The 22,703-nt window shown below is 72.6% G+C and carries 23 protein-coding genes; 7 read left to right on the top strand and 16 right to left on the bottom strand.

Going from position 1 to position 22,703, the window contains the following annotated elements; genetic code table 11:
- Positions 1–36: 36 nt before the first annotated feature.
- The 10 genes from ACQP0U_RS08175 to ACQP0U_RS08130 all read right to left on the bottom strand — a co-directional run bounded on the left by ACQP0U_RS08175 (position 37) and on the right by ACQP0U_RS08130 (position 12,039).
- On the bottom strand, positions 37–768 hold the full coding sequence (locus ACQP0U_RS08175; protein WP_433317173.1) for an ABC transporter ATP-binding protein: 732 nt from the start codon (positions 766–768) through the stop codon (positions 37–39).
- A complete protein-coding gene (locus ACQP0U_RS08170; protein ID WP_433317171.1) occupies positions 765–1,760 on the bottom strand; it encodes an ABC transporter ATP-binding protein in 996 nt (331 codons plus the stop codon). Before ACQP0U_RS08170 ends, ACQP0U_RS08175 begins: the two co-directional genes overlap by 4 nt.
- A 1-nt stretch (position 1,761) precedes the next feature.
- Positions 1,762–4,470, bottom strand: a complete 2,709-nt coding sequence (locus ACQP0U_RS08165) for an FtsX-like permease family protein (protein WP_433317168.1) — start codon at positions 4,468–4,470, stop codon at positions 1,762–1,764.
- Positions 4,467–7,652: an FtsX-like permease family protein gene (locus ACQP0U_RS08160; RefSeq protein ID WP_433317166.1), complete on the bottom strand. Its 3,186-nt coding sequence runs from the start codon at positions 7,650–7,652 to the stop codon at positions 4,467–4,469. Before ACQP0U_RS08160 ends, ACQP0U_RS08165 begins: the two co-directional genes overlap by 4 nt.
- A gap of 130 nt (positions 7,653–7,782) precedes the next feature.
- Complete coding sequence (locus tag ACQP0U_RS08155) at positions 7,783–7,947, bottom strand: hypothetical protein (RefSeq protein ID WP_433317164.1); 165 nt, start codon at positions 7,945–7,947, stop codon at positions 7,783–7,785.
- On the bottom strand, positions 7,944–8,159 hold the full coding sequence (locus ACQP0U_RS08150) for a helix-turn-helix domain-containing protein (RefSeq protein ID WP_363751703.1): 216 nt from the start codon (positions 8,157–8,159) through the stop codon (positions 7,944–7,946). The genes ACQP0U_RS08155 and ACQP0U_RS08150 overlap by 4 nt, the downstream gene beginning before the upstream one ends.
- Entirely contained in the window at positions 8,159–8,593 is a 435-nt protein-coding gene (locus ACQP0U_RS08145) for a DUF2975 domain-containing protein (protein ID WP_433317161.1), read from the bottom strand. Before ACQP0U_RS08145 ends, ACQP0U_RS08150 begins: the two co-directional genes overlap by 1 nt.
- 106 nt (positions 8,594–8,699) lie before the next feature.
- Entirely contained in the window at positions 8,700–9,314 is a 615-nt protein-coding gene (locus ACQP0U_RS08140; RefSeq protein WP_433317160.1) for a YdeI/OmpD-associated family protein, read from the bottom strand.
- Positions 9,315–9,335: 21 nt separating this feature from the next.
- Positions 9,336–10,565, bottom strand: a complete 1,230-nt coding sequence (locus ACQP0U_RS08135; protein ID WP_433317158.1) for a hypothetical protein — start codon at positions 10,563–10,565, stop codon at positions 9,336–9,338.
- Positions 10,566–10,788: 223 nt separating this feature from the next.
- Positions 10,789–12,039, bottom strand: coding sequence for a DUF222 domain-containing protein (locus tag ACQP0U_RS08130; RefSeq protein WP_433317156.1), 1,251 nt, complete (start codon positions 12,037–12,039; stop codon positions 10,789–10,791).
- Between the two features lie 192 nt (positions 12,040–12,231).
- Here ACQP0U_RS08130 and ACQP0U_RS08125 point away from each other — a divergent pair, with 192 nt between their 5' ends.
- Positions 12,232–12,798, top strand: coding sequence for an RNA polymerase sigma factor (locus ACQP0U_RS08125; RefSeq protein ID WP_433317155.1), 567 nt, complete (start codon positions 12,232–12,234; stop codon positions 12,796–12,798).
- Positions 12,795–13,889: a hypothetical protein gene (locus tag ACQP0U_RS08120; RefSeq protein WP_433317152.1), complete on the top strand. Its 1,095-nt coding sequence runs from the start codon at positions 12,795–12,797 to the stop codon at positions 13,887–13,889. Before ACQP0U_RS08125 ends, ACQP0U_RS08120 begins: the two co-directional genes overlap by 4 nt.
- Positions 13,890–13,942: 53 nt before the next feature.
- Here the strand turns inward: ACQP0U_RS08120 and ligD are convergent, their stop codons facing one another.
- Positions 13,943–14,980: a non-homologous end-joining DNA ligase gene (gene ligD, locus ACQP0U_RS08115; protein ID WP_433317150.1), complete on the bottom strand. Its 1,038-nt coding sequence runs from the start codon at positions 14,978–14,980 to the stop codon at positions 13,943–13,945.
- Positions 14,981–15,027: 47 nt separating this feature from the next.
- On the opposite strand from ligD, the gene msrB reads away from it, so the two are divergent.
- Positions 15,028–15,432 carry a peptide-methionine (R)-S-oxide reductase MsrB gene (msrB, locus tag ACQP0U_RS08110; protein WP_088946842.1) on the top strand — a complete coding sequence of 135 codons (405 nt, stop codon included), beginning with the start codon at positions 15,028–15,030 and terminating at the stop codon, positions 15,430–15,432.
- A 23-nt stretch (positions 15,433–15,455) separates the two neighbouring features.
- Here the strand turns inward: msrB and ACQP0U_RS08105 are convergent, their stop codons facing one another.
- From ACQP0U_RS08105 to ACQP0U_RS08095, 3 genes are all read right to left on the bottom strand, one after another.
- Positions 15,456–16,079, bottom strand: a complete 624-nt coding sequence (locus tag ACQP0U_RS08105) for a DUF305 domain-containing protein (protein WP_433317147.1) — start codon at positions 16,077–16,079, stop codon at positions 15,456–15,458.
- Positions 16,080–16,143: 64 nt separating this feature from the next.
- Positions 16,144–16,884: a lytic polysaccharide monooxygenase gene (locus ACQP0U_RS08100; RefSeq protein ID WP_433317145.1), complete on the bottom strand. Its 741-nt coding sequence runs from the start codon at positions 16,882–16,884 to the stop codon at positions 16,144–16,146.
- Between the two features lie 108 nt (positions 16,885–16,992).
- On the bottom strand, positions 16,993–17,268 hold the full coding sequence (locus ACQP0U_RS08095) for an isoamylase early set domain-containing protein (protein ID WP_238683331.1): 276 nt from the start codon (positions 17,266–17,268) through the stop codon (positions 16,993–16,995).
- A gap of 156 nt (positions 17,269–17,424) precedes the next feature.
- Between ACQP0U_RS08095 and ACQP0U_RS08090 the strand changes: the two genes are divergently transcribed.
- The 4 genes from ACQP0U_RS08090 to ACQP0U_RS08075 all read left to right on the top strand — a co-directional run bounded on the left by ACQP0U_RS08090 (position 17,425) and on the right by ACQP0U_RS08075 (position 20,537).
- Complete coding sequence (locus tag ACQP0U_RS08090) at positions 17,425–17,685, top strand: Prokaryotic metallothionein (protein WP_091400670.1); 261 nt, start codon at positions 17,425–17,427, stop codon at positions 17,683–17,685.
- 199 nt (positions 17,686–17,884) lie between these two features.
- Positions 17,885–18,826, top strand: coding sequence for a DMT family transporter (locus ACQP0U_RS08085; RefSeq protein WP_433317142.1), 942 nt, complete (start codon positions 17,885–17,887; stop codon positions 18,824–18,826).
- A gap of 24 nt (positions 18,827–18,850) precedes the next feature.
- Positions 18,851–19,306, top strand: coding sequence for a GNAT family N-acetyltransferase (locus ACQP0U_RS08080; RefSeq protein WP_433317140.1), 456 nt, complete (start codon positions 18,851–18,853; stop codon positions 19,304–19,306).
- A 118-nt stretch (positions 19,307–19,424) separates the two neighbouring features.
- Positions 19,425–20,537 carry a lytic polysaccharide monooxygenase auxiliary activity family 9 protein gene (locus tag ACQP0U_RS08075; RefSeq protein WP_433317139.1) on the top strand — a complete coding sequence of 371 codons (1,113 nt, stop codon included), beginning with the start codon at positions 19,425–19,427 and terminating at the stop codon, positions 20,535–20,537.
- A 51-nt stretch (positions 20,538–20,588) separates the two neighbouring features.
- Here the strand turns inward: ACQP0U_RS08075 and hemQ are convergent, their stop codons facing one another.
- Positions 20,589–21,290: a hydrogen peroxide-dependent heme synthase gene (hemQ, locus tag ACQP0U_RS08070; RefSeq protein WP_433317136.1), complete on the bottom strand. Its 702-nt coding sequence runs from the start codon at positions 21,288–21,290 to the stop codon at positions 20,589–20,591.
- Positions 21,287–22,696, bottom strand: a complete 1,410-nt coding sequence (gene hemG / locus ACQP0U_RS08065; protein ID WP_433317134.1) for a protoporphyrinogen oxidase — start codon at positions 22,694–22,696, stop codon at positions 21,287–21,289. Before hemG ends, hemQ begins: the two co-directional genes overlap by 4 nt.
- Positions 22,697–22,703 lie beyond the last annotated feature (7 nt).

The raw sequence follows: 22,703 nt of genomic DNA, 5'->3' as shown, positions 1-22,703 counted from the left end.
TCGCCCGACCCTTCGCGATCAGTCGTTCGGCAACGGTCAGCCGTCGACCAGGCGGCCGTCGCGCAGGACCAGCACCCGGTCGGCGAGGTCGATCAGGGCCGGGTCGTGCGTGGCCACCAGGGCGGTCATGCCGCGGGCGTGCACCACCGCGCGCAGCAGGTCCATGATGGACCGGCCGGTCTCCGAGTCGAGCTGGCCGGTGGGCTCGTCGGCGATGAGCAGGTCCGGCTCGTTGGCCAACGCCCGGGCCACCGCGACCCGTTGCTGCTGGCCGCCGGAGAGCTCGTACGGGCGCTGCGCGGCGTGCCCGCCCAGGCCGACCAGTTCCAGCAGCACAGCGACGCGCTCTTCCCGCTCCGCGGCCGGCACCTGGGCCAGCCGCAACGGCACTCCCACGTTCTCGGCGGCGGAGAGGATCGGCACCAGCCCGAAGGTCTGGAACACGAACCCGACAGTGCCCCGGCGCAGCCGCAGCAGCTCCGCCTCCCCGGCGGAGGTCACCTCGTGCCCGGCCACCACCACCTGACCGCTGTCCGGCCGGTCCAGCCCGCCGATCAGGTTCAGCAACGTGGTCTTGCCGGCTCCGGACCGACCTCGGATGGCGACCAACTCACCCCGGTTGGCGGTGAACGAGACGTCCCGCACCGCGTGCACGGCGTGCTCACCCCGGCCGAAGGTCCGGCTGACCCCACTGACCCGGACCACCTCGTCGGGGTGCGCACCGCCGAACCCGGCCGCGCCGGTCACCACCATGTTCTGCCGGCTCATGCCCGCGCCCCCCGCTCGTCCGAGGCCCGGTTGCCGGGCCGTACCTGCACATGGTCCGGCTCCAGGTCGAGCCGGACCCGCTCCTTCAGCGAGAGCGCGTCGACGAACGCCGCCGGCAGCTGCATCCGACCGTTCCGGTCCAGCACCGCGTACTCCTCGCTGACCAGCTCGGTGTTGCCGTCCGCGTCGATCCGCGCGGTCCGGCGTACCTCGGAGGCGGTCCGGCCGTCGCGGATCGCGACGGTCCGGCGGACCTGCGTGGCCACGGCGTGGTCGTGGGTGACGACCACGATGGTCACGCCCAGTTCCGCGTTGATGGTGCGCAGCGCCGCGAAGACATCCGCGCCGGTCGCCTCGTCCAGCTCACCGGTCGGCTCGTCGGCGAAGAGCACCTCCGGGTCGTTGGCCACCGCCACCGCCACCGCTACCCGCTGCTGCTCGCCGCCGCTGAGCTGCCCCGGCCGCCGATCGGCGCAGTAGCCCACGCCGACCAGGTCGAGCAGTTCCCGGGCCCGCTCCCGGCGGGCCTTGCGGCTGCGCTTGCCGGCCAACTGCATCGGCAGCTCGACGTTCTCCAGCGCGCTGAGGTACGGAAGCAGGTTGCGGCCGGTCTGCTGCCAGACGAACCCGACCAGTTGCCGCCGGTAGCTCAGCCGTCGCTTCGCGGACAGCGAGAGCAGGTCGTAGTCGGCCACCCGGGCGATACCGGCGGTCGGCGTGTCCAGGCCGGAGAGGATGTTGAGCAGGGTCGACTTGCCCGAACCGGACGCACCGACGATCGCCACCAGCTCGCCCCGGTCGATGACCAGGTCGAGCCCCTGCAGGGCGACCACCTCCACCCCCTCGGTCTTGAAGATGCGCACCAGGCCGTCGCAGACGATGTGCCCGCGTAGGCGGTCCTGCCCGCCGGCCCGCTCGGCGGCGCGTTGCGCTGCCCGCTGTTGCAGGGCGGCCAGGTCAGGCACCAGTGGAGTCTGGGCGGTAGCGGTCATCTCAGCTCTCCTCTCCGAGCCGAAGCACCTCTCCGAGGCGCAACCGGCGGTTGTTCAGGGCCTCGACGGCGACCGCGAAGCCGAGGGCGACCGCCCCGAGCGCGAGCACCGCGGCGACCAGGCTGGGCTCGAAAGCCACCCGGACGGGCACACCACTGGTGAACGCGGACAGGCCGAGCACCGGGTTGAGCAGCAGGGGCAGCACCGCGCCGACCAGCGCGCCGGTCAGCACCGACACCGCGACCAGCGGGGTCAACTCGACAAGCAACAGCCCTCGCCACTGCCGGCGGGACAGGCCGAGGGTGCGCAGCCGGGACAGCACCTGGCCCCGGGCGCGCGCGCCGGCCAGCACGGTGAACGCGATGGCCAGCAGCCCGAGCAGGGTGCCGCCGGCGGCGCCGGCCACGAATCCGAAGGCCAGCACCCCGTTGGCCCCGCCCTCGCCGAGATCCCGGCGGACGTCCGCACGGGTGTCGACGGTGACCCCGATCGGACGTTCCCGACCGGTCACCGTGCCGTCCCGCTGGTAGCGCTCCTGCCCCTGGTCGCCGGCGACGCGCAGCGCCTCGGCGTCCAGCGGGTCCCCGGCGATCAGCAGGCTGGTCGGCACGGGTGTGGTGTTCCGCGTCGGCAGGGCCTGCCAGGGCAGGATCACGAACCGGCTGGCGTTCGCCGCCAGCAGTGGGAACCCGTCAGCGGTGCCGGCCACCCGGAACTCGTACCGCTGGCCCTGCACCGAGATGAAGGCGGAGTCGTCCAGCCCGGCCTTCGCCAGATCGGCAGCGACCGCCGGTGAGACGATCGCCGGCAGCGGCCCCGGGCCGGGCCCGGCGGTGCGCAGCGCGGCCGGAACCGGCAGGTCCACCTGCGAGTCGCGGGCCACCGTGTCCAACCCCGAGCCGTCGATCAACAGCACGTCCGTCTGCTCGATGGAGGCGTCGGTGCCGAGCTCGTCGGACGCCAGCCGCTCGTCGTCCTCGTACAGCACCCGCGTGACGGCCTGGACCCCCGGCAGACGGCCCACCTCGTCGAGGGTGTCGGGTGCGAAGCGCTCCCCGCGGATCACCGCGTCGGCGGGCACGATCTGCGCGGCGGCCCGTTCCCGGCTCGCGTCGACACCGGCGGCCACGACCGCGCAGAACGCCGCGGTGCCGATCGCCAGCACCACCACGACCAGCGGGGCGGCGACCGCCGCGCGGCCGGCGCGGGCCGTGCCGAGGAAGGCCACGCTCCCCCGGGTCCGCGCGGCCAGCCGGCTGACGAGCAACAACGGCCAGGGGTACGCCCGCAGCGCCAGCACCGCCGCCGCGACCGCGAGCAGCACGGGCACCGACACGAGCAGTGGGTCCACCTCGCCGAGGGTCAGACCACGCCGGCGCAGCAGCACCGCGGCGAGCCCGGCCAGGAGCAGCAGGGAGACCTCGACGGTGATCCGACGGGCCGACGGACGTACCCGGATCAGGTCCCGGCGCGCCGCCCCTCCGGCCGGTACGGCCAGCGTCGCCAACGGCAGTGCCAGCGTGACGAGCACGGTCACCGCGATGACGTACGGCGTGGTCGGATCCGGGGCACCGGGGAACAGCGTGCCCAGCCACCAACCCAGCACGGCGGCGACCGGCACCACGAGCACCGACTCGGCGAGGCTGCGCCGGGCGCCGGCGGTGGCCCCGCCCCCACGGGCGCGCAGCAGCGCGAACTCCGAGCGACGCCGTCTGGTGGCGAGACTGGCCGCCAGCACGATGAGCCCCGCCAGGGTGGCCAGGACGCCGGCCGCGATCACCGCGAGCAGGGTCCGGACAGCGTCGATCTGGGCGGCGAACGCGCGCAACGGAACGTCGACGCCCTGGGTCAGGGTGATCCCCGCCGGCTGGTTGCGCTCCATCACCTGAAGGCCGTCGATCAGCTGGTCCAGCTCGCGTGCGTCGATCCGGTCGACGCCCAGTCGGTACCGCCAGCTGGACTGGATCGGCCAGCCCGCGGCGGCCCGCTTGTTGAGGGGCGACTGCGCGACCACGCCGACGATGACGAACGGCTCGCCGTCGCCGCGCGGTTCGATGATCCGCAGCAGCTGTGGGAGCCCGTCCCAGATACCGTTCGCGCGGTCGACGGGGCGGAACAGCCCGGTCACCGCCAGCGGGGCGCCGTCGACGAGTCTGCCCTTGTCATCGGTGTTGCCGATGCGCAGTTGGCTGCCGGCGCGCAGGTTGAGCTTGCGGGCCACGTCGACGTCGAGCGCCACCTCGATCGGCCGGTCGGGAACGTAGGTCTCGCTCGGCCACGTCCCCTCGACGAGGGTGCTCGCGCCCTGGATGTCGGGCATCGCCCGAAGGCCCATGTCGACAAGCAGGTTGCGGGCCTTCAGGTCCGGCCCGACCACGCGGGTTGCCGTGGTCTCGACGCTGTACCACCGCTCGGTCACCGCCGAACGCACCTTCGGCGGCATCTCGGCGGCCAGGGCGTCGAACCGTTCGGCAGCGTCGCCCATCGCCGTCCGCCGCGCCGTCGCGGCCCCCGGGCTGGTGGTGTACGAGAGGTCCCGGCGGGCGGCCGGCTCGCTGTTGAGTTGCGCCCGCAGCCCCTGTTCGGCGAGCCGGTTGACCAGTCGGGGCACTCCGCTGATCAGCAGCGTGACCACCAGGGTCAGCACCGCCAGCAGCAGGAACTGCCCCCCGTACGCCCGGACCCGCCGGACGGCTGCCCCGACGCTCATCGTTCTCCCCCGATTCGCAGCTGCACCGCCGCCACCCGCTGACGGATGCCGGTGGCGATGAACGCGCTGAAGGCGAGCGCCGCCAACAGCAGACCGACAGCGGTCAGGCCGATCGGCACCCAGGGCAGCACGAATGCCGCCGGGGGTGTCGGCCGGCCGGCGGCCGGGGTGAGGATGACCAGTGGGGCCATCGTCGCGCCGACCGCGGTGCCGAGTATCAGCCCGACGCCCACGCCGATGCCGGCGAGGAACGTCTGTTCGGCCAGCAGCGCCCGGGCCATCAGCCGGGGCGTGGCGCCGAGTGTGTGCAGGACCGCGAACTCACCGAGCCGACGCCGGGCGGTGGCCCACACGTCCACCATCAGTCCGACGAGGGCCAGCAGCACCGCGCCGAGCGCGGCGGCGAGCATTCCCGTACGCGAGCCGCGCCAGTACGGGTCGTCGGCGGCCGCCTCGATCGCCGCCTCCCGGTTGAGCACTGTGACGCCCGGGAGCGCGCTGGCCGCCTGGGCCGCGGCGTCAGCGTCGCCGGCGGCGACCCACCATTCCGGTACGGGGCGCACGGCGCCGCTGCTCCGGATCATCGCGTCGACCGCGGCCGGCAGGTCCAGCAGGACGCCTTCCCCGGTGGTGGCCGGCACGGCGGCCAGCTCCCCGACCAGGTGCACCGGCAGCGTCGCCCCGGAGAGGGTCAGGTCGACGGTGTCGCCGACGCGCAGGCTCAGCGCGTTGACGACCCCGGGGGTCATCAGCACCGGTACGGGCCTGTTGTCTCCGCCCGGCACGACGGCGAAACGGGTGGGCGGCTGGTACGCGAACTGCCCGCCGGGAATCACCTCGACCGAGCGGTCCGCGGCGAACCCGGTGCCGGTGGTCCGCAGCGGCGTGGGCTCCCGCCCGGGGACCGTCATCGTCCAGTCGCCGCCCAGTTCGGCCGGTCGGTTCGTGCCGTCGGCGTTGACCACCGTCAGCCCGTCCACCTGGAGCCGGTAGGAGTTGCCGGCGGCCAACCCGCCGTCGGCCTCGAAGCCGGCCAGCCGCAGCCGCGCCCCGCCCAGGTCGGGCAGTCGCACGGTGAACGGGGTGGCGCGCCCGTCGCCGTCGGCGTCAGCCGCCGGCAGCCGCAGGGCGAGCCCGTCGGGGGTGGTGACCAGCAGCGTCACCGCGACCTTCAGCGACCGGGCGGCGTTGCTCACCGGGGTACGGATCGTGCCGGTGACAGCACGCGCCCCGGCGGGCAGTTCGACGCCGGCGGGCGCGCCCCGCGCGCCGACCATCCTCCGGTACTGCTGCGACGCCGATCCGTCGCCGAGGCGGTCGGCGAGCCGAACGACGCCCGGGGCACTGGCCGGGTCAACACCGATCACGGTCGCCGGCACGTTCTCCCGCCCGACCCGGATCTCGTCCCGCCACGCCGGCAGCACGCGGTCCACGCTCGGCAGCGCGGCGAGCTCACCGGCCCGGGTGGGTGGGGCGCCTCCGTCCCGTTCGGTCACCCGCAGGTCGGCGCCGACCGTGTGTCCGGCCTGCTCGACCTGGGACCGCTCCCCGGTGCTGATCAGGGACCAGGCCAGGGTGCTGCCGCCGACGGCGAGGGCGAGCAGCAGGACCGGGCCGGCGTGCGGGCGCCGCCCGGCCTGCCACATGCCGAACATGGTGGCGGTCCAGGGACGTCTGTCGACGAACCGCTCCGCGAACCGGGTGAGCGGCGGGAGCACCCGCAGCGCCAGCACGGCACCGGCCAGCACGCCGAGCGTCGGGGCGGCGACCAGCAGCGGGTCGAGCCCGAGCTGGCCGCCCGAGCCGGCCAGTGGGGAGGCGTACCGGCGTAGCTGCACCCAGGCGAGCACGGCCAGCGCCACGAGCACCAGGTCGACGCTGGCGCGTTGGACGCTCGCGGCCCGGTTCGGCCGGGATCGGGCCGCCATGTCGGCGACGTACGTCCCGGCGCCGCGCAGGGTCGGTAGGACCATGGCGACGAGGCAGCCGGCTGCGGTGGCCGCTGCCGCCGCCCAGACCAGTGTGGTGTTGCCGCCGGCGGTGGAGAGGTCACCCGACCCGCCGGGTCGGACGTACCGCAGCGCCTCGCCGGCGATCAGCGGACCGAGCACGGCGGCCGGGGCGACCACCAGGGTCGCCTCCCGGGCGGCCAGGCCGGCCAACTGCCGACGGGCGGCGCCACGGGCGCGCAGGAGCGCGGTCTGTGGGCGGCGGTCCTCGTGCAGCAGCGCGGCGACCAGCACCAACGCGTATCCACCGAGCACCAGGATGAGCAGCAGCGGGGTTGCCAGCGACGAGCGACCCACCAGGTCGGCGCGGGCGATCCGGTCCAGCAGTTGCGGCATCTTGGTCATCGTCTGCCCGGAGCTGCCCAGTTGGGCGGCCTCGGGCGCGGCCGTGACCGCCTCGGTGAGGGCTTTCCGAACGGCGGGCAGGTCGGCGGTGTCGACGCCACCGAGGTCCGGTTGGGCCAGCCAGGTCGCCGACACCGAGCCCGGGAAGGTGGCCGCGAAGTCGGCCGGGTCGAGCGTGAACGGCCCGTACGAGGTGCCGGAGCCGACGCTGCCCGCGCCCACCCCGGGTGCCAGCAGCCAGTACGTGTCCGCCGGGTCGCGGGGCCGCCAGGTGCCGGCGAGCACCAGCTCCCCCCGTCGTTCGGTGGCCCGGTCGCGTACCGGGACGCGTTCGCCGACGGTCAGGCCCAGGGCGCCGGCGACCCGCTCGGGCAGGCTCACCTGAACGGGGTTCGCCCCGGGGCGGGGCCACGCGCCGCTGGTCAGCTCCGCGTGGTCGGTGAGGTCGTCGAGGGTGGCCAGGCTCGCGAAGACCGGTTCGTCGGCCGTACGCGGGATCTGCCCGAGGTCGCCGGTCAGCTCCCGGCCGGTGCCGTAACGGGCGGCGGTGACACTGACCGGGACGCCGCCGAGGCCGGTGGCGAACTCGGCTCGGACCGCCTTGTCACGGCTTGTGAACTCGGCCGCGTCCCGCCCACCCGAGCCGCTGACCAGAAGGCCGCGCTCCTCGGCGGGCGAGGCGGCGATCAGAGCCCGCTGCCCGGCGTCCACCGCCCGACGGTTGTAGTCGGACAGCCCCGTGACCAACGCGACGGCGACGAGGGCAGCGATCACCGCCGCGACCAGCAACCCTCGCGCCTCGCGGGCCCGCCTCCACACCAGCTTCATCCGACGCCTCCCCTGGCCCCGGCGGGCCGACGACCATCAAGACAGGCCACCCACCGGGAAAGGTTCGCGCCCGTTACATGATCGTTATTGGGAGAGGGGTCAGCTCAGGCCGGCCCGCGCGGCTGAGCGGTTAACTGCCGCCCCGAAGGTTGCGGATGCCGAACGCCACCGCGCCGATCACGAGTACGACGCCCAGGAGCTGGAGGCCCGGCGAGTCGTCGGCCTCCCCGTGCACGATGCCGGCGACGCCGAGCGCGACCACGAGAACGGCGGCGACGGTCAGGATGTACTTCATGAGGTCTCCTCCTCGACCCACTCCAGCAGGTCTCCGGGCTGGCAGTCGAGCACTCGGCACATCGCTTCGAGGGTGCTGAAGCGGACCGCCTTGGCGCGGCCGTTCTTCAGCACCGCCACGTTGGCAGGTGTGAGCCCGACGCGCTCGGCGAACTCACCGACGCTCATCTTGCGCTTGGCCAACTCCACGTCGATACGGACGATGATGGGCATCAGATCACCGCTTCCATGTCGGTGCGCAGCGTGGTGGCCTGCCGCAACAGCGCCCGCATCACCACCATGAGGAGCCCCAGCACGCTGACGCCCACCGTCAGCAGGAACAGCAGCAGCGGCAGACCCGGGTCGTCCGCGTTGAACCCGACGTAGAGGAAGACACCCACGAGCACCAGCCACGCGGCGGCGATGGCCCACACGATCGCGTCCACCCACTTCAGGGACGCTTCGGTGAAGATGCGGTCACTCTTGACCAGGCTGAGCAACTGCCACGTCGCGACGATGACGACCTGGACGCACAGCACCCAGAACACCGCCACCACCGTGGCCGGCCACCGCAGGTGGGCGTCCTGCGGCGATTCCGCTGCCATGTGGGCGAACTGCCCGGGCAGGGAGAAGGTCTGAAACAGGACCAGGACCCCGAACAGCACCACGAGGAAAACTCTGAGAGCGGCAACCGCTCGATGCTCCGTAACCATGCATCGAGTTTCGCTCGCTACCTATCGAAAGTCAATCGGTTGCCCGAACGTCGGCTTCCGCTCACGACAGCGTCGGACCGGACGACGGCCTCGCCTTCTGGGGGTAGATCGTCTCGTGCCGGGCCAGCATGGCGACAAACTCGCCGATCTTGCGTTCGCGCGTCTCGGCGCGCTTGACGGCGTTGAGGCGATGGATGAGGGCGAACCGGTTGGCCTTGGTGAGGACGTCGAGCATCGCCTGGGCGGCCGGCTCGGCGGCGATGGCGGCGAGCAGGTCGGCCGGCACCTCGGCCTCGGACGGCGGGGCGTAGGCCGCCGCCCACCGCCCGTCCGCCTTCGCCGCGTCCACCGCCGCGCGGCCCGACGGTTGCATCCGCCCCCGCTCCTCCAGCCGGGCGACGTTCGCGACGTTGCGTTGAGACCAGGAGCTGCGCAATCGGCGCGGGGTGAACCGGATCCAGGAGGACTCCTCATCCCGTTTGCGGGCCTGCCCGTCGATCCAGCCGAAACACAGCGCCTCGTCGACCGCCTGCTGCCAGGTCAACGTCGTGACCGTGCCGCCCTTCCTGGTCAGGGCGAGCCAGACGCCGGGCGACGCGGCGTGGTGGGCCGACAACCAGGCACGCAACGCGTCGGCGTCCGCGACGACCAACTCATCCAGCTCAGCGCTCGTCATGCCGGCAGGCTAACCGCCGGGTCAGACACCCGCGTTCCGGCTCGGGTCGTTGATCTGCCGCCGAAAGACGAGGTACGCGCTCAGGTTCACGAACAGCATCACCAGCCCGATCGTCGCGGCCAGAAGTCCCACGTCGAGGCTCGGGAGGGCCACGAAGGTCAGCGCGGCGAGCACGATGGCGAAGATGTTGAGGAACGTGAACGCCAGCACCAGTTCGTTGAGCAGGCGGGAACGGCGATCCTGGAGGCGGCCGACCAACTGTTGGTGCAACGTACGGACGAAGTCGAGCCGCTCGTCCAGCGTGGTGAGGACGAGCCGGAACTTCCACTGCTGCTCCAGCGCGTTCCAGACCGTGCCGCCGGCCGCGTCGAGGTGAGCCTCCACCGACGAGTATCCGAGCCGGAACAGGCGGATGCGGTGATAACCGGTAAGGATGCGTTTGGCCTGCTCTTCGAGAGCGCTCATCGACACGTCCGCGCGCCCCGGGTCGATCTGGGACAGCTCCGCCGACAGCACCGCGTCGTAGCGCAGCGCCGCAGCCCAGCAGACGTGATGTACCCCGGTCAGCCGCGACAACAGAAGGGCCGGGCGGGACCCGAAGTCACTGACCACCGCCGTGGTGTGCGAGCCGACCCGCAGCACGCCGTCCCGGGCCCCGTCGGGCGTGCAGTCCACGCCGTCCGGGGTCAACTCTTCAGCGATGGCACGCCGCCGCGCCGGATCGCAGTCCGGGTCAACGCGGACGGCGAAGGTGGTGTTGGCCCAGAGGACGAACACCTCGTCCGCACCGACCGGCGCCGGCAGGACAGCGCGCAGGAGCCGGGTCACCGCGGGCACCATCCGCTGCACCGGCGGGGCAACCTCGGCGACCACGTCGTCGGTGCCGCTGACGATGCCGTCCGGGAGTTGGTAGGTGATGCACAGGAGACCACAGTCGACGTTCCAGAGGCTGACCCGGGCGGAGACGACCTGCCAGGCGCCAGAAGCCGTGGTGGGCACCAGCGTCGCCTCGATCTCCTCTCCGGCGGTCCGCAGGATCTCCGGGCCACCGCTGATCTCCGTGGTGGGCCGCGGCATGCTGCCCAGCAGCTCGTCGAGCAGACGCTGACCGTAGGGCTGCAACGCGAGGTCGGCGAGGCCGTCGGTGACCGTCCAGCGCGGCAGCAGCGCATCAGGCTGGGAGTTGGTCTCGGCTGACAGCTGACACGGGAAGTAGGCGACCACACGGATCGACGTGACGTCCTTCAGCATCAGCGACCTCTCCCCCGACCGACCCCCGCAGGGTATCGACAACGTCAACTGGCTCGGTCGACGCCGATGCGCACACCCGGCGCGGCGGCTTGGCACCGAGTGCGTGCGCGAGATCTGCGGCCGATAGCGACGGCAGTTGCGCAGCTCACATCGACGTGGTTCCTCTTGCCGCCGCGATCCGGCGGAACGGTGAGCCAACGGTGACGAGCCCTCCGCCAGTTGGCTACGTTCGGCGGTGGTAGTGGTTGCGGCGCGGGATCTGCTCGGGATCGAGCCAGGCCGGCGGAACGAACTCCGGGCGCCCGTCGTGGCCCAGCCGGACCGCCCACTCGGCTTGGTGGACGTGCCGGTGGTGGTGACCGCAGAGCAGCACCGCGTTGTCGAGGCTGGTCGTGCCACCGTCGGCCCAGTGCCGGATGTGGTGGGCGGCGCACCAGCGGGGTGGCCGGTCACAGCCCGGGAAGGCACAGCCGCCGTCGCGCAGCACAAGGGCCCGACGCAGCGGCCCAGTGACGAGACGGCGTTGTCGGCCCACGTCGAGGACCTGACCGGCGCCACCCAGCACGGCGGGCAGGATGGCGGCGTCGCAGGCGAGCCGGCGCACCGTGTCGGGGGTGAGTCGCAGGCCGATGTCGAGGGTGCCCGCGCCCAACTGCCGGGTCAGTCCGTCGTAGTCGGCAGTGACCACGAGCTGCGCGGGGTCGCCGCCGCTCTCGGGCAGCTCACCGGTGCGCACGGCGAGCCGGCACACGTCCGCGAGGGCATCGTGGCGACGCTGCCCGGCGCAGCGGGTGTCGTCGGGCCCGCAGGGTGCGCTGAGCGGGTCGATGACGGCACGCAACAGTGCCGCGGCTTCCGCGTCGAGGGTGCCGCTGAGCCGGAGCCGCCCACCGGCCTGCTCGGAGATGGTGACGTGCCGATCGCGAGCCGCCCGGGCGGCCTCGGCATCGAGGGCTGCCGCAGCGGCGGCGTCGGCGTGCTCGGGGGCGACGTGGTCGAGGATCCGGGTGCCCATTCGCCGCAGCAGGGCGGGGTCGAACTGCTCCGCCCACTCCATCAGCACGCCGACGGCCTTGTCGGCCACCTCGGCGCCCGCCGTTGTCGACACCGTGGCGGCCGTGTCGGCGATGACCCGGGCCTGTTCGGTGCTGACCAGCCCAGCCGCCAGGGCCTCCCGCACGGCGGGTGGTGCGGCATCGACCGAGGCGGCGAGATCGACCAACCGACGGGCGGCCGAGATATCGAGTCGCAGACGGTGGCGCAACCACACCGCCGTCGAGGCGGCGCCCTGCGCGACCGGCGTGCCCCGACCATCCAACTCCCGTACGACCGCCAACTGCACGGCGGACAGCCGCTGCTGAAGCCGGTGCGTGGCGTCGAGCGCTGCGATCAGCTCATGCTCGGAGAGAGCCCAGACGGTGGTGTCGGCGCAGGTCGCCACCCCACTGTCCGCCTGCGCCAACGCTTCGATCACCACTAGATTTTAGGACAGGTGTACGACAGTTTTCCGTGTCAGTATTCGGCGAGCAGGCCAGGGGTGCGGCCTCCACCGGCTCAGCCGCTCACGATGTGGACGGTACCGTTCACCTCGCCCGTGACATCGACGGATCGCGTGCCCTGACTGTTCGGCTGTCACGGCGGGTGCCGATCCGGACATGGAGTAGACGTGAGCTCCGGGACTGAGCACGAGGAACGCTTCCGACGCGTCTACGCGGTCAACTTCGAGCCACTGCTGGCGTACGCGATGCGGCGCGTCGAGCAGCCAGAGGACGCGGCCGACATAGTCGCCGAGACCTTCCTGGTGGCGTGGCGGCGCAGCCGCGAGATGCCGCCGGAGGCCGAGGTCCGGTTGTGGCTGCACGGCGTGGCCCGCCGGGTGCTGGCCAATCACCACCGTGGCGGGGCCCGCCGGGGGCGGCTGGGTGACCGTCTGCGGCAACGCTTCCGGGCGGCCCTTGCCGTCGACCCAGGCAGCGAGGTGCCCGAACGGCTCACCGTCCGGGCCGCGCTGGCCCGGCTCAACGAGGTGGACCGGGAGGTGCTGATGCTGACCTTCTGGGAGGGGCTGGAGCCACGCGAGATCGCCGTGGTTCTCCAGCTGAACCCGGCCGCCGTCCGGACGCGGCTGTCCCGCGCCCGAGCCCGGTTACGGGACCTCGTCGGTGACGGCCTCGGCCCACCCGGACATGTACTCGACGTCATGGCCGTACGCACCCCTGAGGAGGGCAGATGACCGACGAACAGCTCGACCGGAGGATCCGCGACGCCGACCCGTACCGACCCGATGTCATCGCCAGCCTCGACGGGGTCGCACAGGACCTCCTGGAGGAGATCATGTCCACGCCGATCCTCGAATCCGTCACCGAGCCCCCGGGCCGGCGGCACCGACCGCGCCGCCGTCTGATGGGCGGACTCGCCACCGCAGGTGTCGCCGCCGCCGTACTCGCCGTCGCCATCGGCATCTCGGTGGTGAAGACCGACCAGCCCGGGGGCCACGAGGCGTTCCCGAAAACGTCTTCGACCGCCGAGACCCCGGGAACGACCTCCTATTCGGCGATGGTGCTCAAGGCCGCCGAGGAGAACCCGCGGCTGCTGGTCGACCAGCCCGGCTGGAAGGCGACCAGCGCGGACGGGTTCGCCAAGCGGGAGGGCAGCATCACCTACAGCAACGGTGCGCAAAGCATCAGAATGAGCTGGTACGAGGCCAGCGAGTACGACGGGCGCTACAAGGATCGGCTCCAGGTCAGCGAGCCGGAGTCGGTGCAGGTCGACAGCTGGCCCGGTGACCTGTTCCGATACAACGCGCGCGAGTTCGAAGTCATTCTCCAGCCTCGCGACGGGTCCATGGTCGAGGTGCGCACCGCGAGCGCCTACACGCGCGCCGACTTCGACCGGGTGCTCGCCAGCGTGGTCCGCGTCGACGCCCGTACGTGGCTGGCCGCACTTCCGGCGGAGATCGTCACGCCGGGGCGGGTGAACGAGCGGACGGCCGCGGTGCTCGCCGACGTGCCGCTCCCCCCGGGCTTCGACCCCGCCACGCTGAACGTCGAAGGCGTCAACGACGCCGACCAGTTCGGCATCCAGGTGCTCGGCCCGGTCGGCTGCGCGTGGATCACCGAATGGACGCGCGCGAAGAAGAGTGGCGACGACGCGGCTCTCCGGCGGGCGGCTGACGCGTTGCGCAGCAGTCACACGTGGAAGGCGCTCCAGCAGATCGACAAGGGCGGCTACTGGGCGGAGGGCTTCTGGGAGATCGCCGACACGGTGGCCGCCGGCAGGCCGATCCATCCCAAGATGTTCAACCCCTGCAATCCGCAGGGGTAGCAGACCATCGGGTTACCCGGGGACGGCCCCGGGCAGCCCGGCAGCCGGCGCGCTCAGGCGCTCTCCTCCTCGGGAGGGCGCTTGGCGCGGCTGGGCTGCACCCGCTTGGGCTCGCCGGGCATCTTCGGGTGGTCCGGCGGGTACGGCAGGTCGCCCTGGCCGGCGGCGGCGTCGCGGTCGGCCCACTCCAGCAGCGGCGTGATGTCCCACGGTGCGTCGTCGATGCCGGCGTGCGGATCACCACGCTCGGCGAGCCGGGCCGGCACGGTGCGCAGGTCGAAGTCGTCCGGGTCGACGTCGGGCAGCTCGTCCCAGGTGACCGGGGTCGAGACGGTGGCCCGCGCGTTGGCCCGCAGCGAGTACGCGCAGGCGATTGTCCGGTCGCGCGCCATCTGGTTGAAGTCGACGAAGACCCGGGTGCCGCGCTCCTCCTTCCACCAGGCGGTGGTGACCAGGTCGGGGTTGCGGCGCTCCACCTCGCGGGCCAGCGCGATGGTGGCCCGGCGCACCTCGGTGAACGTCCAGCGGGGTTGGATGCGCAGGTAGACGTGCACGCCCCGGCCGCCGGAGGTCTTCGGCCAGCCCGTCGCGCCCAGCTCGTCGAGGAGCGCGCGGACCTCGCCCGCCGCCCGCGCCGCGTCGGCGAAGTCGGTGCCGGGCTGCGGGTCCAGGTCGATGCGCAGCTCGTCGGGGCGGTCGACGTCGGCGGCCCGCACGGGCCACGGGTGGAAGACGATGGTGCCCATCTGCGCTGCCCAGGCAACGTGCGCCAGATCGGCCGGGCAGAGCTCCGCCGCGTTCCGGCCGCTCGGGAAGGTGATCTGGGCGGTCGTCACCCAGGGCGGCACCCCGCGGGTGGGCACCCGCTTCTGGAAGAACGCCTCACCCTCGACGCCCTCGGGGAAGCGCTGCAGGGTGGTCGGCCTGTCCCGCAGGGCGCGCATGATCCCGTCGCCGACCGCGAGGTAGTAGTGGAAGACGTCCGCCTTGGTGAACCCCCGCTGCGGGAAGATCACCCGGTCCGGACTGCTCAGCCGTACGCTGTGCCCGGCCACCTCGACCTCGGTGACCGCTGCCTTGGTGCCCGCCATCTCGCGACCATATGCCACGGCCCCGACGTTCGACGTACCGTTGACGGGTGAGTCTTGACGACAACGAGCTGCCCCGTACCGACGACGAGTGGCGGGTCCGACTGACCCCCGAGGAGTTCCACGTCCTGCGGGAGGCCGGCACCGAACGCCCGTGGACTGGCGAGTACGTGGACACGAAGACCCAGGGGGTCTACCACTGCCGCGCCTGCGGGCTGGAGCTGTTCTCCAGCGACACCAAGTTCGACTCGCACTGCGGCTGGCCGAGCTTCGACGACGCCATCCCGGGCCGGGTCAAGGAAATCGAGGACCGCACCCTCGGCATGGCCCGTACGGAGATCCGCTGCGCCCGCTGCGACAGTCACCTCGGGCACGTCTTCCACGGCGAGGGCTTCACCCCGAAGGACACCCGGCACTGCGTCAACTCGGTCTCCATCAAGCTGGAACCCCGCTGACCCGGGTAAACGCGTAACAGCGCTCAGGGCGTACCCCTGAGCAGCTCGACCTCGGCGGTCCGGGACTGCTCGATCCGGCGGGCCAGGTCGCGGACCCGCTCGTTGCGGCCGACGTCGACGTGGGATCGGGCCAGGTCGGCGGCCGATCGCTGGTGGTCGGCGAGCACCTCGCGCAACACCCGGTCGACGTCCGCGTCCGGCGCGGTCCGCATCCGGTCGAGCGCGGCGTCGTCGCCGTGCCCGTCGTGGTGGTGCGCGACCGCGCTGGCGCCCGGCCCGGCCGTGGGCAACCAGCCGCGCATGGCGGCCAACTCATCGGCCTCGGTCGCCTCGATGGCGGCGGCCAGGGTGGCCAACGCCTCGTCGCGCAGCCGGTCCCGGGCCAACCGGACGATCTGCAGGGTGCGTTCGCTGTGCCCGACCATGGTGCTCAGGAACACCACGTCGATTCCGGTCATCGCGTCCGCCTCGACCGCGGACCCGGGACCCGTGGACCCGGGACCCGCGGACCCGGCCGCCGCCGAGCCGGCCGGGGACGCGGGGGCCGGCTGCGGCAGGGCCGACGGGCTCGACGTCTGTGGTCCGGCGCAGGCTCCGGTGAGCAGCAGAGCGGCAACGAGGGACGCCAGAGGGGTACGGCGGGGCATGCCGGTTGCTCCGTTCACGCGAGGGCGGCGACACGGGTGCGGCCAGGGGGCCGCACCCGTGCGGTCAGACCTGGAGCCAGAGGGCCGGTACGTTCGGCGGCTCCCAGCCCGGGATCGCGGTGTGCGCCTGCCGGCAGCGGTACGTCGCTCCGCCGTAGGTGACCTGGTCGCCGACCTGGTATGCCCGGCCCGTCGCCCAGGTGCCGCCCTGCGCCGGCGGGTTCGTCGGCGTGGGGGTCGGGGTGGGCCGTGGGGTCGGGGTGGGTGAGGGGGTGGGGGTCGGGTTCGACCCGCCGCCGCCGATCTGCACGTCGATGCAGGAGTAGAAGGCGTTCGCCGTGTCGGAGATGTTCCACACCGCGAGGATCTTCTGCCGGCCGGAGAAGCCGCCGAGGTTGACGTTGTGCGAGACGGTGGCGCCCGGCTGCTGGCCGTTGCCGTTGACCACGCCGACCCGGGTGTTGCCGATCCAGTACTCCCAGTTGCTGGTGGCGTGCCGGGCGGTGTTGACCCAGGTGAAGGTCAGCGAGCTGCCCACCGAGGTGGCCGGCCAGCCCCGGCTGTCGTCGTTGAGGACGGCGAACTGGGCGATTCCGGCATTGCAACTGCGCAGGCCCTTGGGCCCTTCGACGCTCTGCGGCTCGTACTTGATCTGCCCGCAGTCGGGCACCCGGCCCTGCGCGCAGAGCGCCTGCCGGCTCGGTGGGGCGGAGACGTAGCCGTGCGCCTGCGCGGGGGCGGCGACGGTGAGGGTGGCGGCGACAGCGCCCGCCGCCACCAGCGGGACAGTGATTCTTCGACGCATCGGGGCAGCTCCTTCTCCAGGTGTGGTGAGGTGCCCTCAACGTAATTTAAACATTGTTAACAGTAAAGACTCTCATCGATAAATCCATCGATGGTGGCAGTTTTCTTCTCAGAGTCGGAGCAGGCTGCCCCGGTCGTCGACCTGGTCGGCCGACTCGTCGTCCAACCAGACGCCGCCGGTGCCGAGGTAACGGAACCGGTACTCCCCCGGCGGCAGCTTCACGGTCACCGTCCTGGTGCCGTCGCGGCGGGCCACCAGCTCGTGCCGACCCGGCTGCCAGCCGTTGAACGAGCCGACGACGCTCACCGGGCCGGGCGGGACATCGCGGGGCAGACAGAAGGTGACCCGGGTCTGATTGCCGAAGAGTCTGTTGCGCTTGATCACGGTGATCCTCCGGGGGTTGCGGCGGTTCACCAGGCACAACGGGCAACACGCCGACGCCGACACGCCGCCGACCTGCACAGGCGTCGACGTTCCGCCCCACGCCGGGGGCGACCTGGGGGATTCTGTAGGCACTTGTCCACTTAATGGAGGTTTTCGGTGGCAACCTGCGAGGTCTGCGGCAACGACTACTGGATGGCGTTCGAGGTGCACACCGTCAGCGGCGACGTGCACACCTTCGACTCGTTCGAGTGCGCGATCCAGCGCATGGCACCGATCTGCGAGCACTGCCAGGTCAAGATCGTCGGGCACGGCGTCGAGGTCAACGGCCGTTTCTTCTGCTGCGCGCACTGCGCCCGCGCCGTCGAGGGCGCGGTGGGCGCCGAGATCCGCGACGCCGTCGGCGCCCGCCCGGCCTGACCGCGCCGGCCGACCGGACCACCAGACTGGGGTACGGTCGTCGCCATGCGGCCTTTCCTGGGCGTCCTGCCCCCGCCGCGCTCCTGAGCGGAGCGCCGCGCCACCAGCCGACCGGGTGACCTGACCCCGCTCGGCCACCCTGTCGTACGCGCTCCGTCGACGTCGTCCCCGTCAACGGCTCACCCTTCGGAGCGCCCCCGTGTCCACTACCCGTACCGCGCTGCCGGCCGCCTCGGCCGCCCGCCACGCCGCCCGCAGCGGCCTGATCCAGATCACCGTCACCGGCGTGCTGTGGGGCACCACCGGCGTGGCGGTGCAACTCCTGCGCGAGGGCACCGGGCTCAGCCCGGTGAGCATCGGCTTCCACCGTCTCGCGATCGCCGCGCTCGTGCTGCTGGCGTGCACCGCCGGCCGGCTACCCGCGATGATCGCCACTCTGCGCGCCGCACCCGTGCCGCTGCTGCTCACCGGCGTCGGGCTCGGCCTCTACCAGGCGCTCTACTTCGCCGCCGTGGCCTGGGCCGGCGTCAGCGTGGCCACCATCGTCAGCCTGGGCCTGGCCCCGGTGCTCGCCGCGGCCTGGGAGTCGGCGCACGCCCGCCGGCTCCCCGGCCCGCTGCGGCTCGGCACGCTTGTCGCGGCGGTGGCCGGCCTCGTCCTGATCACCACAGCCACCGAGCACCCCGGCGCGGCGGCGCCCGCCCCGCTGCTCGGCCTGCTCGCGGCGGCCGGCTCCGGCCTCGGGTACGCGGTGACCACCCTGATCAGCCGCCAGGTGTCGCAACGCACCGCGCCGATGACGCTGACCACCATCTCCACCGTGGTCGGCGCGCTGACCCTGGCGCCGTTCGCCCTGGTCGCCGGGGTCGGCGTGCCGGTACGCCTGGACACCGTGGCGCTGCTGCTGCACCTCGGCGTGGTCACCACGGCGGTGGCGTACGCGTTGTTCTACGCCGGGCTGCGCACCACCTCGGGCAGCGTGGCTGCCGTGCTGACCCTGCTCGAACCGCTCACCGCCGCGGCACTGGCGGTGGCGCTGCTGCACGAACCGCTCCCCCTGCCGGTGATCATCGGTGGCGTCCTGCTGCTCACCGCCGTGGCCGCCACCTACCTCGCACCCGACCGGGCGGACACCACGTGAATCCGCCCGACCTACCATCGGTGGATGCACCAGCAGACCACCGAGATCCGGACGGCCTCCTTCGCCGACCTGAACGCCCGCACCTTCCACGACCTGCTCAAGCTGCGCATCGACGTGTTCGTGGTGGAGCAGAACTGCCCGTACCCGGAACTCGACGGGCGGGACGTCGAGCCGGGCACCCGGCACCTCTGGCTCACCGACGGCGGCGCTCCGCTGGCGTACCTGCGGATTCTGGCCGACCCGGACGGCGCCGCCCGGATCGGTCGGGTCGTGGTGGCCCCGGCGGCGCGCGGCGGCGGACACGCCGGCCGGCTGATGACCGCCGCGCTGGAGGTGGTGGGCAACCGGGCCAGCGTGCTGGACGCCCAGTCGCACCTGGTCGGGTTCTACACCCGACACGGCTTCGCGGTCAGCGGCCCCGAGTACATCGAGGACGGCATCCCGCACACGCCGATGCGACGCGATGCCATTGACGTCTGACGATCAGGCTGGCATGGTGCCGGGTAGAGCCATCGCGGGAGCCAGCGATTAGGCACGGGAGTGGGCAACTCCCGGCGATCCGGGTGTCGACGTCCGACCTCATCCCCCCGGGGGCTCCATGTCCACTTCCACCCGATCACCACGCGTGCTCTGGTTGTTCGCCATCGTGGCGACCACCACGCTCCTGTTGACGACCGCTCTGACCACCCTGCTGACCAGGCCCGCCTCGGCGCATGGTTCGGTCGTCGACCCCGCCTCCCGCAACTACGGCTGCTGGCAGCGCTGGGGCGGCGACTTCCAGAACCCCCGGATGGCCACCGAGGACCCGATGTGCTGGCAGGCCTGGCAGGCCGACCCGTCGGCCATGTGGAACTGGAACGGCCTGTTCCGGGAGGGCGTGGGGGGCAACCACCAGGCCGCCGTCCCCGACGGCCAACTCTGCAGCGGCGGACGCACCCAGAGCCCCCGGTACAACGCGCTGGACACCATCGGCGCCTGGAAGACCACAGCGGTGTCGAACAACTTCCGGCTCCGCTTCTTCGACCAGGCCAGTCACGGCGCCGACTACATCCGGGTGTACGTGACCAAGCAGGGCTTCAACGCGGCCACCCAACCGCTCGGCTGGGGCAACCTAGAGTTGGCGGGCCAGATCGGCAACACCCCTGCCTCGCAGTGGAACCAGGACACCGGCGGTGTCTCGATCCAGATCCCGGTCAACGCGTCGGGACGCACCGGACGGCACATCGTCTACACCGTCTGGCAGGCCAGCCACCTGGACCAGTCGTACTACCTGTGCAGCGACGTCGACTTCGGCGGCGGGTCGACCACCCCGCCCACCACGCCCCCGCCGACGACCCCGCCGCCCACCACGCCCCCGCCGACCACGCCCCCGCCGACCACGCCCCCGCCGACCACCCCGCCGCCGGCCGGGGCCTGCACGGCGACCTACCAGGTCACCGGTCAGTGGTCCGGTGGCTTCCAGGCCGACGTGAAGGTGACCGCCGGCGGTTCACCGACCCGAGGCTGGTCGGTGAGCTGGAACTACGGCAACGGCCAGCAGGTCACCTCGTCGTGGAACGCGACGGTCAGCACCAACGGCACGCTGGTCACCGCACGTAACGCGAACCACAACGGCAGCCTTGCCGCCGGAGCGAGCACCACGTTCGGTTTCCTCGGCTCGTGGAACGGCAGCAACCCGGTTCCGCTGGTCTCCTGTACGACGACCAGTTGATCCCCGTCCGGCGCCGCACCCGGGCGGGGGTGCGGCGCCGGCCGGTGGGCGTCAGACCAGGCAGTTGACGATCTCGGCCACCGAGCGGCGGCGGCCCGTGTAGAACGGAACCTCCTCGCGGACGTGCCGGCGGGCGCCGGAGGCGCGCAGGTCCCGCATCAGGTCGACGATCCGGTGCAGTTCGTCGGCCTCGAAGGCGAGCATCCACTCGTAGTCGCCGAGCGCGAACGAGGCGACCGTGTTGGCCCGCACGTCCGGGTAGCCGCGGGCCATCTTCCCGTGCTCGGCCAGCATCTCGCGCCGCTCGGCGTCGGGCAGCAGGTACCACTCGTAGGAGCGGACGAACGGGTACACACAGATGTAGGGGCGGGCCTCCTCACCGGCCAGGAACGCCGGGATGTGGCTCTTGTTGAACTCCGCCGGCCGGTGCAGCGCCATCTGCGACCACACCGGGGTGAGCGCCCGGCCCAGCGTCGTACGGCGGAACCGCAGGTACGCGTCCTGGAGCGCGTCGCTGGACGCAGAGTGCCACCAGATCATCACGTCCGCGTCGGCGCGCAGCCCGGAGACGTCGTACACGCCCCGGACCACGACGTCCTTGCCGGCCAGCTCGTCGAAGAGGGACACGACCTCGCCGGTGACGTTGTCCCGCAACGACGGCAGCGGGGCACTGGCCCGGAACACCGACCACATGGTGTAGCGGATGCTGTCGTTCAGCTCCCGCAACCGGGCCGCGTTGGTCTGCTCGGTCATCTCGCCGATCCTCCCAGTGCTGTGATGATCTCCTCGGCCGCCGTCTCGCCGGAGCGGACGCAGACCGGGATGCCGACACCGTCGTAGCCGGCGCCGGCGAGGACGAGGGTGGGGTGCGCGGCCCGCAACGCCGTCCGCGCGGCGGCGAGCCGGTCGGCGTGCCCCGGCGCGTACTGCGGCAGCGCCCCACCCCACCGCTGCACGTGCCCGTCGACCGGGGCGGGCAGCGGGATGCCGAGCACCGCCGACAGCTCCCGGTGCACGGTGGCCGCCAGATCCGCGTCCGGGCGTTGCAGGTGCGCCTCCTCGCCGTACCGGCCCACCGAGGCGCGCACCAGGGCCAACCCGTCCGGCCGGCGCAGGTGCCCCCACTTGGTGGTGAAGAAGGTGGCCGCCTTGATCAGCAGGCCCTCGGTGCTCGGCACCAGGAAGCCGGACAGCTCGGGCAGTCGCGGCTGCGGCAACACCATGGTGACAAGCGCGACGCTCGCGTAGTCCAGCGCGCCGACGCCCGCAGCCACCGCCGGGGCGGGGCCGGCGAGCAGCCGCGCCGCCGGTCGCGCCGGCACCGCCAGCACCACGGCGTCCACGTCCACCAACTCAGGGTCACGGGTCGGGCCGACGGTGAGCCGCCAACCCGTGGCGGTCGGGGTCAACTCACGCACGGCGGCGTCCCGCCGTACCGTCGCGCCGCTGGCCGTCACCGCCGCCTCGACCAGGGTGCTCAGCCCACCGGCCAGGGTGCCGAAGACCGGTGCGCCGGGCGCACGCGGCGCGGCGGCCTGCGCGGCCCGGACCGCGCCGACCAGGGTGTGCTCCACCCGGGCCGCGCGGGCAAGCGCCGGCATCGTGGTGACCAGGGAGAGATCGTCGGCGCGGCCCGCGTACACGCCGCCCAGCATCGGGTCGACAAGCCGCTCGACCACCTCGTCCCCGAAGCGGGACCGGACCAGCGCACCCACCGAGACGTCCGCGTCCGGCCCGACCAGCGGCCGGCCACCGTCGGTGTCGGCGTCCGCGGCCGGGCGGGCGACAGTGGTCACCCGATCCAGATCCCCGGGTACGCCCACCAGGGTGCCGCCCGGAATGGGGCGCAGCCCCCCGTCGACGACCAGCGCGGCCTGCCCCACCGTGGGGTGCACGATCTTCTCGGCCAGCCCGAGCCGGCGGGCCAACGCCACCGCCGCGCTCTCGGCGCCGGTCGGGTCGCGCATCAGGAACGACTCCGCGCCGAACTCCACCGGCTGACCAGCCAGCTCCCCGGTACGCAGCTTCCCGCCCAGCGCGCCGGACTGCTCGTACACCGTGATCTCGGTGCCGGCCGGTGCGCGGTCGCGCAGGCGGACCGCGGCGGCCAGCCCGGCGATCCCGCCGCCGACCACCGCCACCCGCCAGGGCTGCCGCATCGCCTTC

It is taken from the genome of Micromonospora sp. CA-269861, from assembly GCF_050948505.1.
Lineage (GTDB): Bacteria > Actinomycetota > Actinomycetes > Mycobacteriales > Micromonosporaceae > Micromonospora.
The sequence above is the reverse complement of the archived record's forward strand: the minus strand, read 5'-3'. Positions and strand labels throughout refer to the sequence as shown.

Excerpts from the sequence above, each read along its gene's own strand:
- ACQP0U_RS08175 (WP_433317173.1), bottom strand. The coding sequence starts at position 768 with ATGAGCCGGCAGAACATGGTGGTGACCGGCGCGGCCGGGTTCGGCGGT.
- ACQP0U_RS08170 (WP_433317171.1), bottom strand. The coding sequence starts at position 1,760 with ATGACCGCTACCGCCCAGACTCCACTGGTGCCTGACCTGGCCGCCCTG.
- ACQP0U_RS08165 (WP_433317168.1), bottom strand. The coding sequence starts at position 4,470 with ATGAGCGTCGGGGCAGCCGTCCGGCGGGTCCGGGCGTACGGGGGGCAG.
- ACQP0U_RS08160 (WP_433317166.1), bottom strand. The coding sequence starts at position 7,652 with ATGAAGCTGGTGTGGAGGCGGGCCCGCGAGGCGCGAGGGTTGCTGGTC.
- ACQP0U_RS08155 (WP_433317164.1), bottom strand. The coding sequence starts at position 7,947 with ATGAAGTACATCCTGACCGTCGCCGCCGTTCTCGTGGTCGCGCTCGGC.
- ACQP0U_RS08150 (WP_363751703.1), bottom strand. The coding sequence starts at position 8,159 with ATGCCCATCATCGTCCGTATCGACGTGGAGTTGGCCAAGCGCAAGATG.
- ACQP0U_RS08140 (WP_433317160.1), bottom strand. The coding sequence starts at position 9,314 with ATGACGAGCGCTGAGCTGGATGAGTTGGTCGTCGCGGACGCCGACGCG.
- ACQP0U_RS08135 (WP_433317158.1), bottom strand. The coding sequence starts at position 10,565 with ATGCTGAAGGACGTCACGTCGATCCGTGTGGTCGCCTACTTCCCGTGT.
- ACQP0U_RS08120 (WP_433317152.1), top strand. The coding sequence starts at position 12,795 with ATGACCGACGAACAGCTCGACCGGAGGATCCGCGACGCCGACCCGTAC.
- ligD (WP_433317150.1), bottom strand. The coding sequence starts at position 14,980 with ATGGCGGGCACCAAGGCAGCGGTCACCGAGGTCGAGGTGGCCGGGCAC.
- ACQP0U_RS08105 (WP_433317147.1), bottom strand. The coding sequence starts at position 16,079 with ATGCCCCGCCGTACCCCTCTGGCGTCCCTCGTTGCCGCTCTGCTGCTC.
- ACQP0U_RS08100 (WP_433317145.1), bottom strand. The coding sequence starts at position 16,884 with ATGCGTCGAAGAATCACTGTCCCGCTGGTGGCGGCGGGCGCTGTCGCC.
- ACQP0U_RS08080 (WP_433317140.1), top strand. The coding sequence starts at position 18,851 with ATGCACCAGCAGACCACCGAGATCCGGACGGCCTCCTTCGCCGACCTG.
- ACQP0U_RS08075 (WP_433317139.1), top strand. The coding sequence starts at position 19,425 with ATGTCCACTTCCACCCGATCACCACGCGTGCTCTGGTTGTTCGCCATC.
- hemQ (WP_433317136.1), bottom strand. The coding sequence starts at position 21,290 with ATGACCGAGCAGACCAACGCGGCCCGGTTGCGGGAGCTGAACGACAGC.
- hemG (WP_433317134.1), bottom strand. The coding sequence starts at position 22,696 with ATGCGGCAGCCCTGGCGGGTGGCGGTGGTCGGCGGCGGGATCGCCGGG.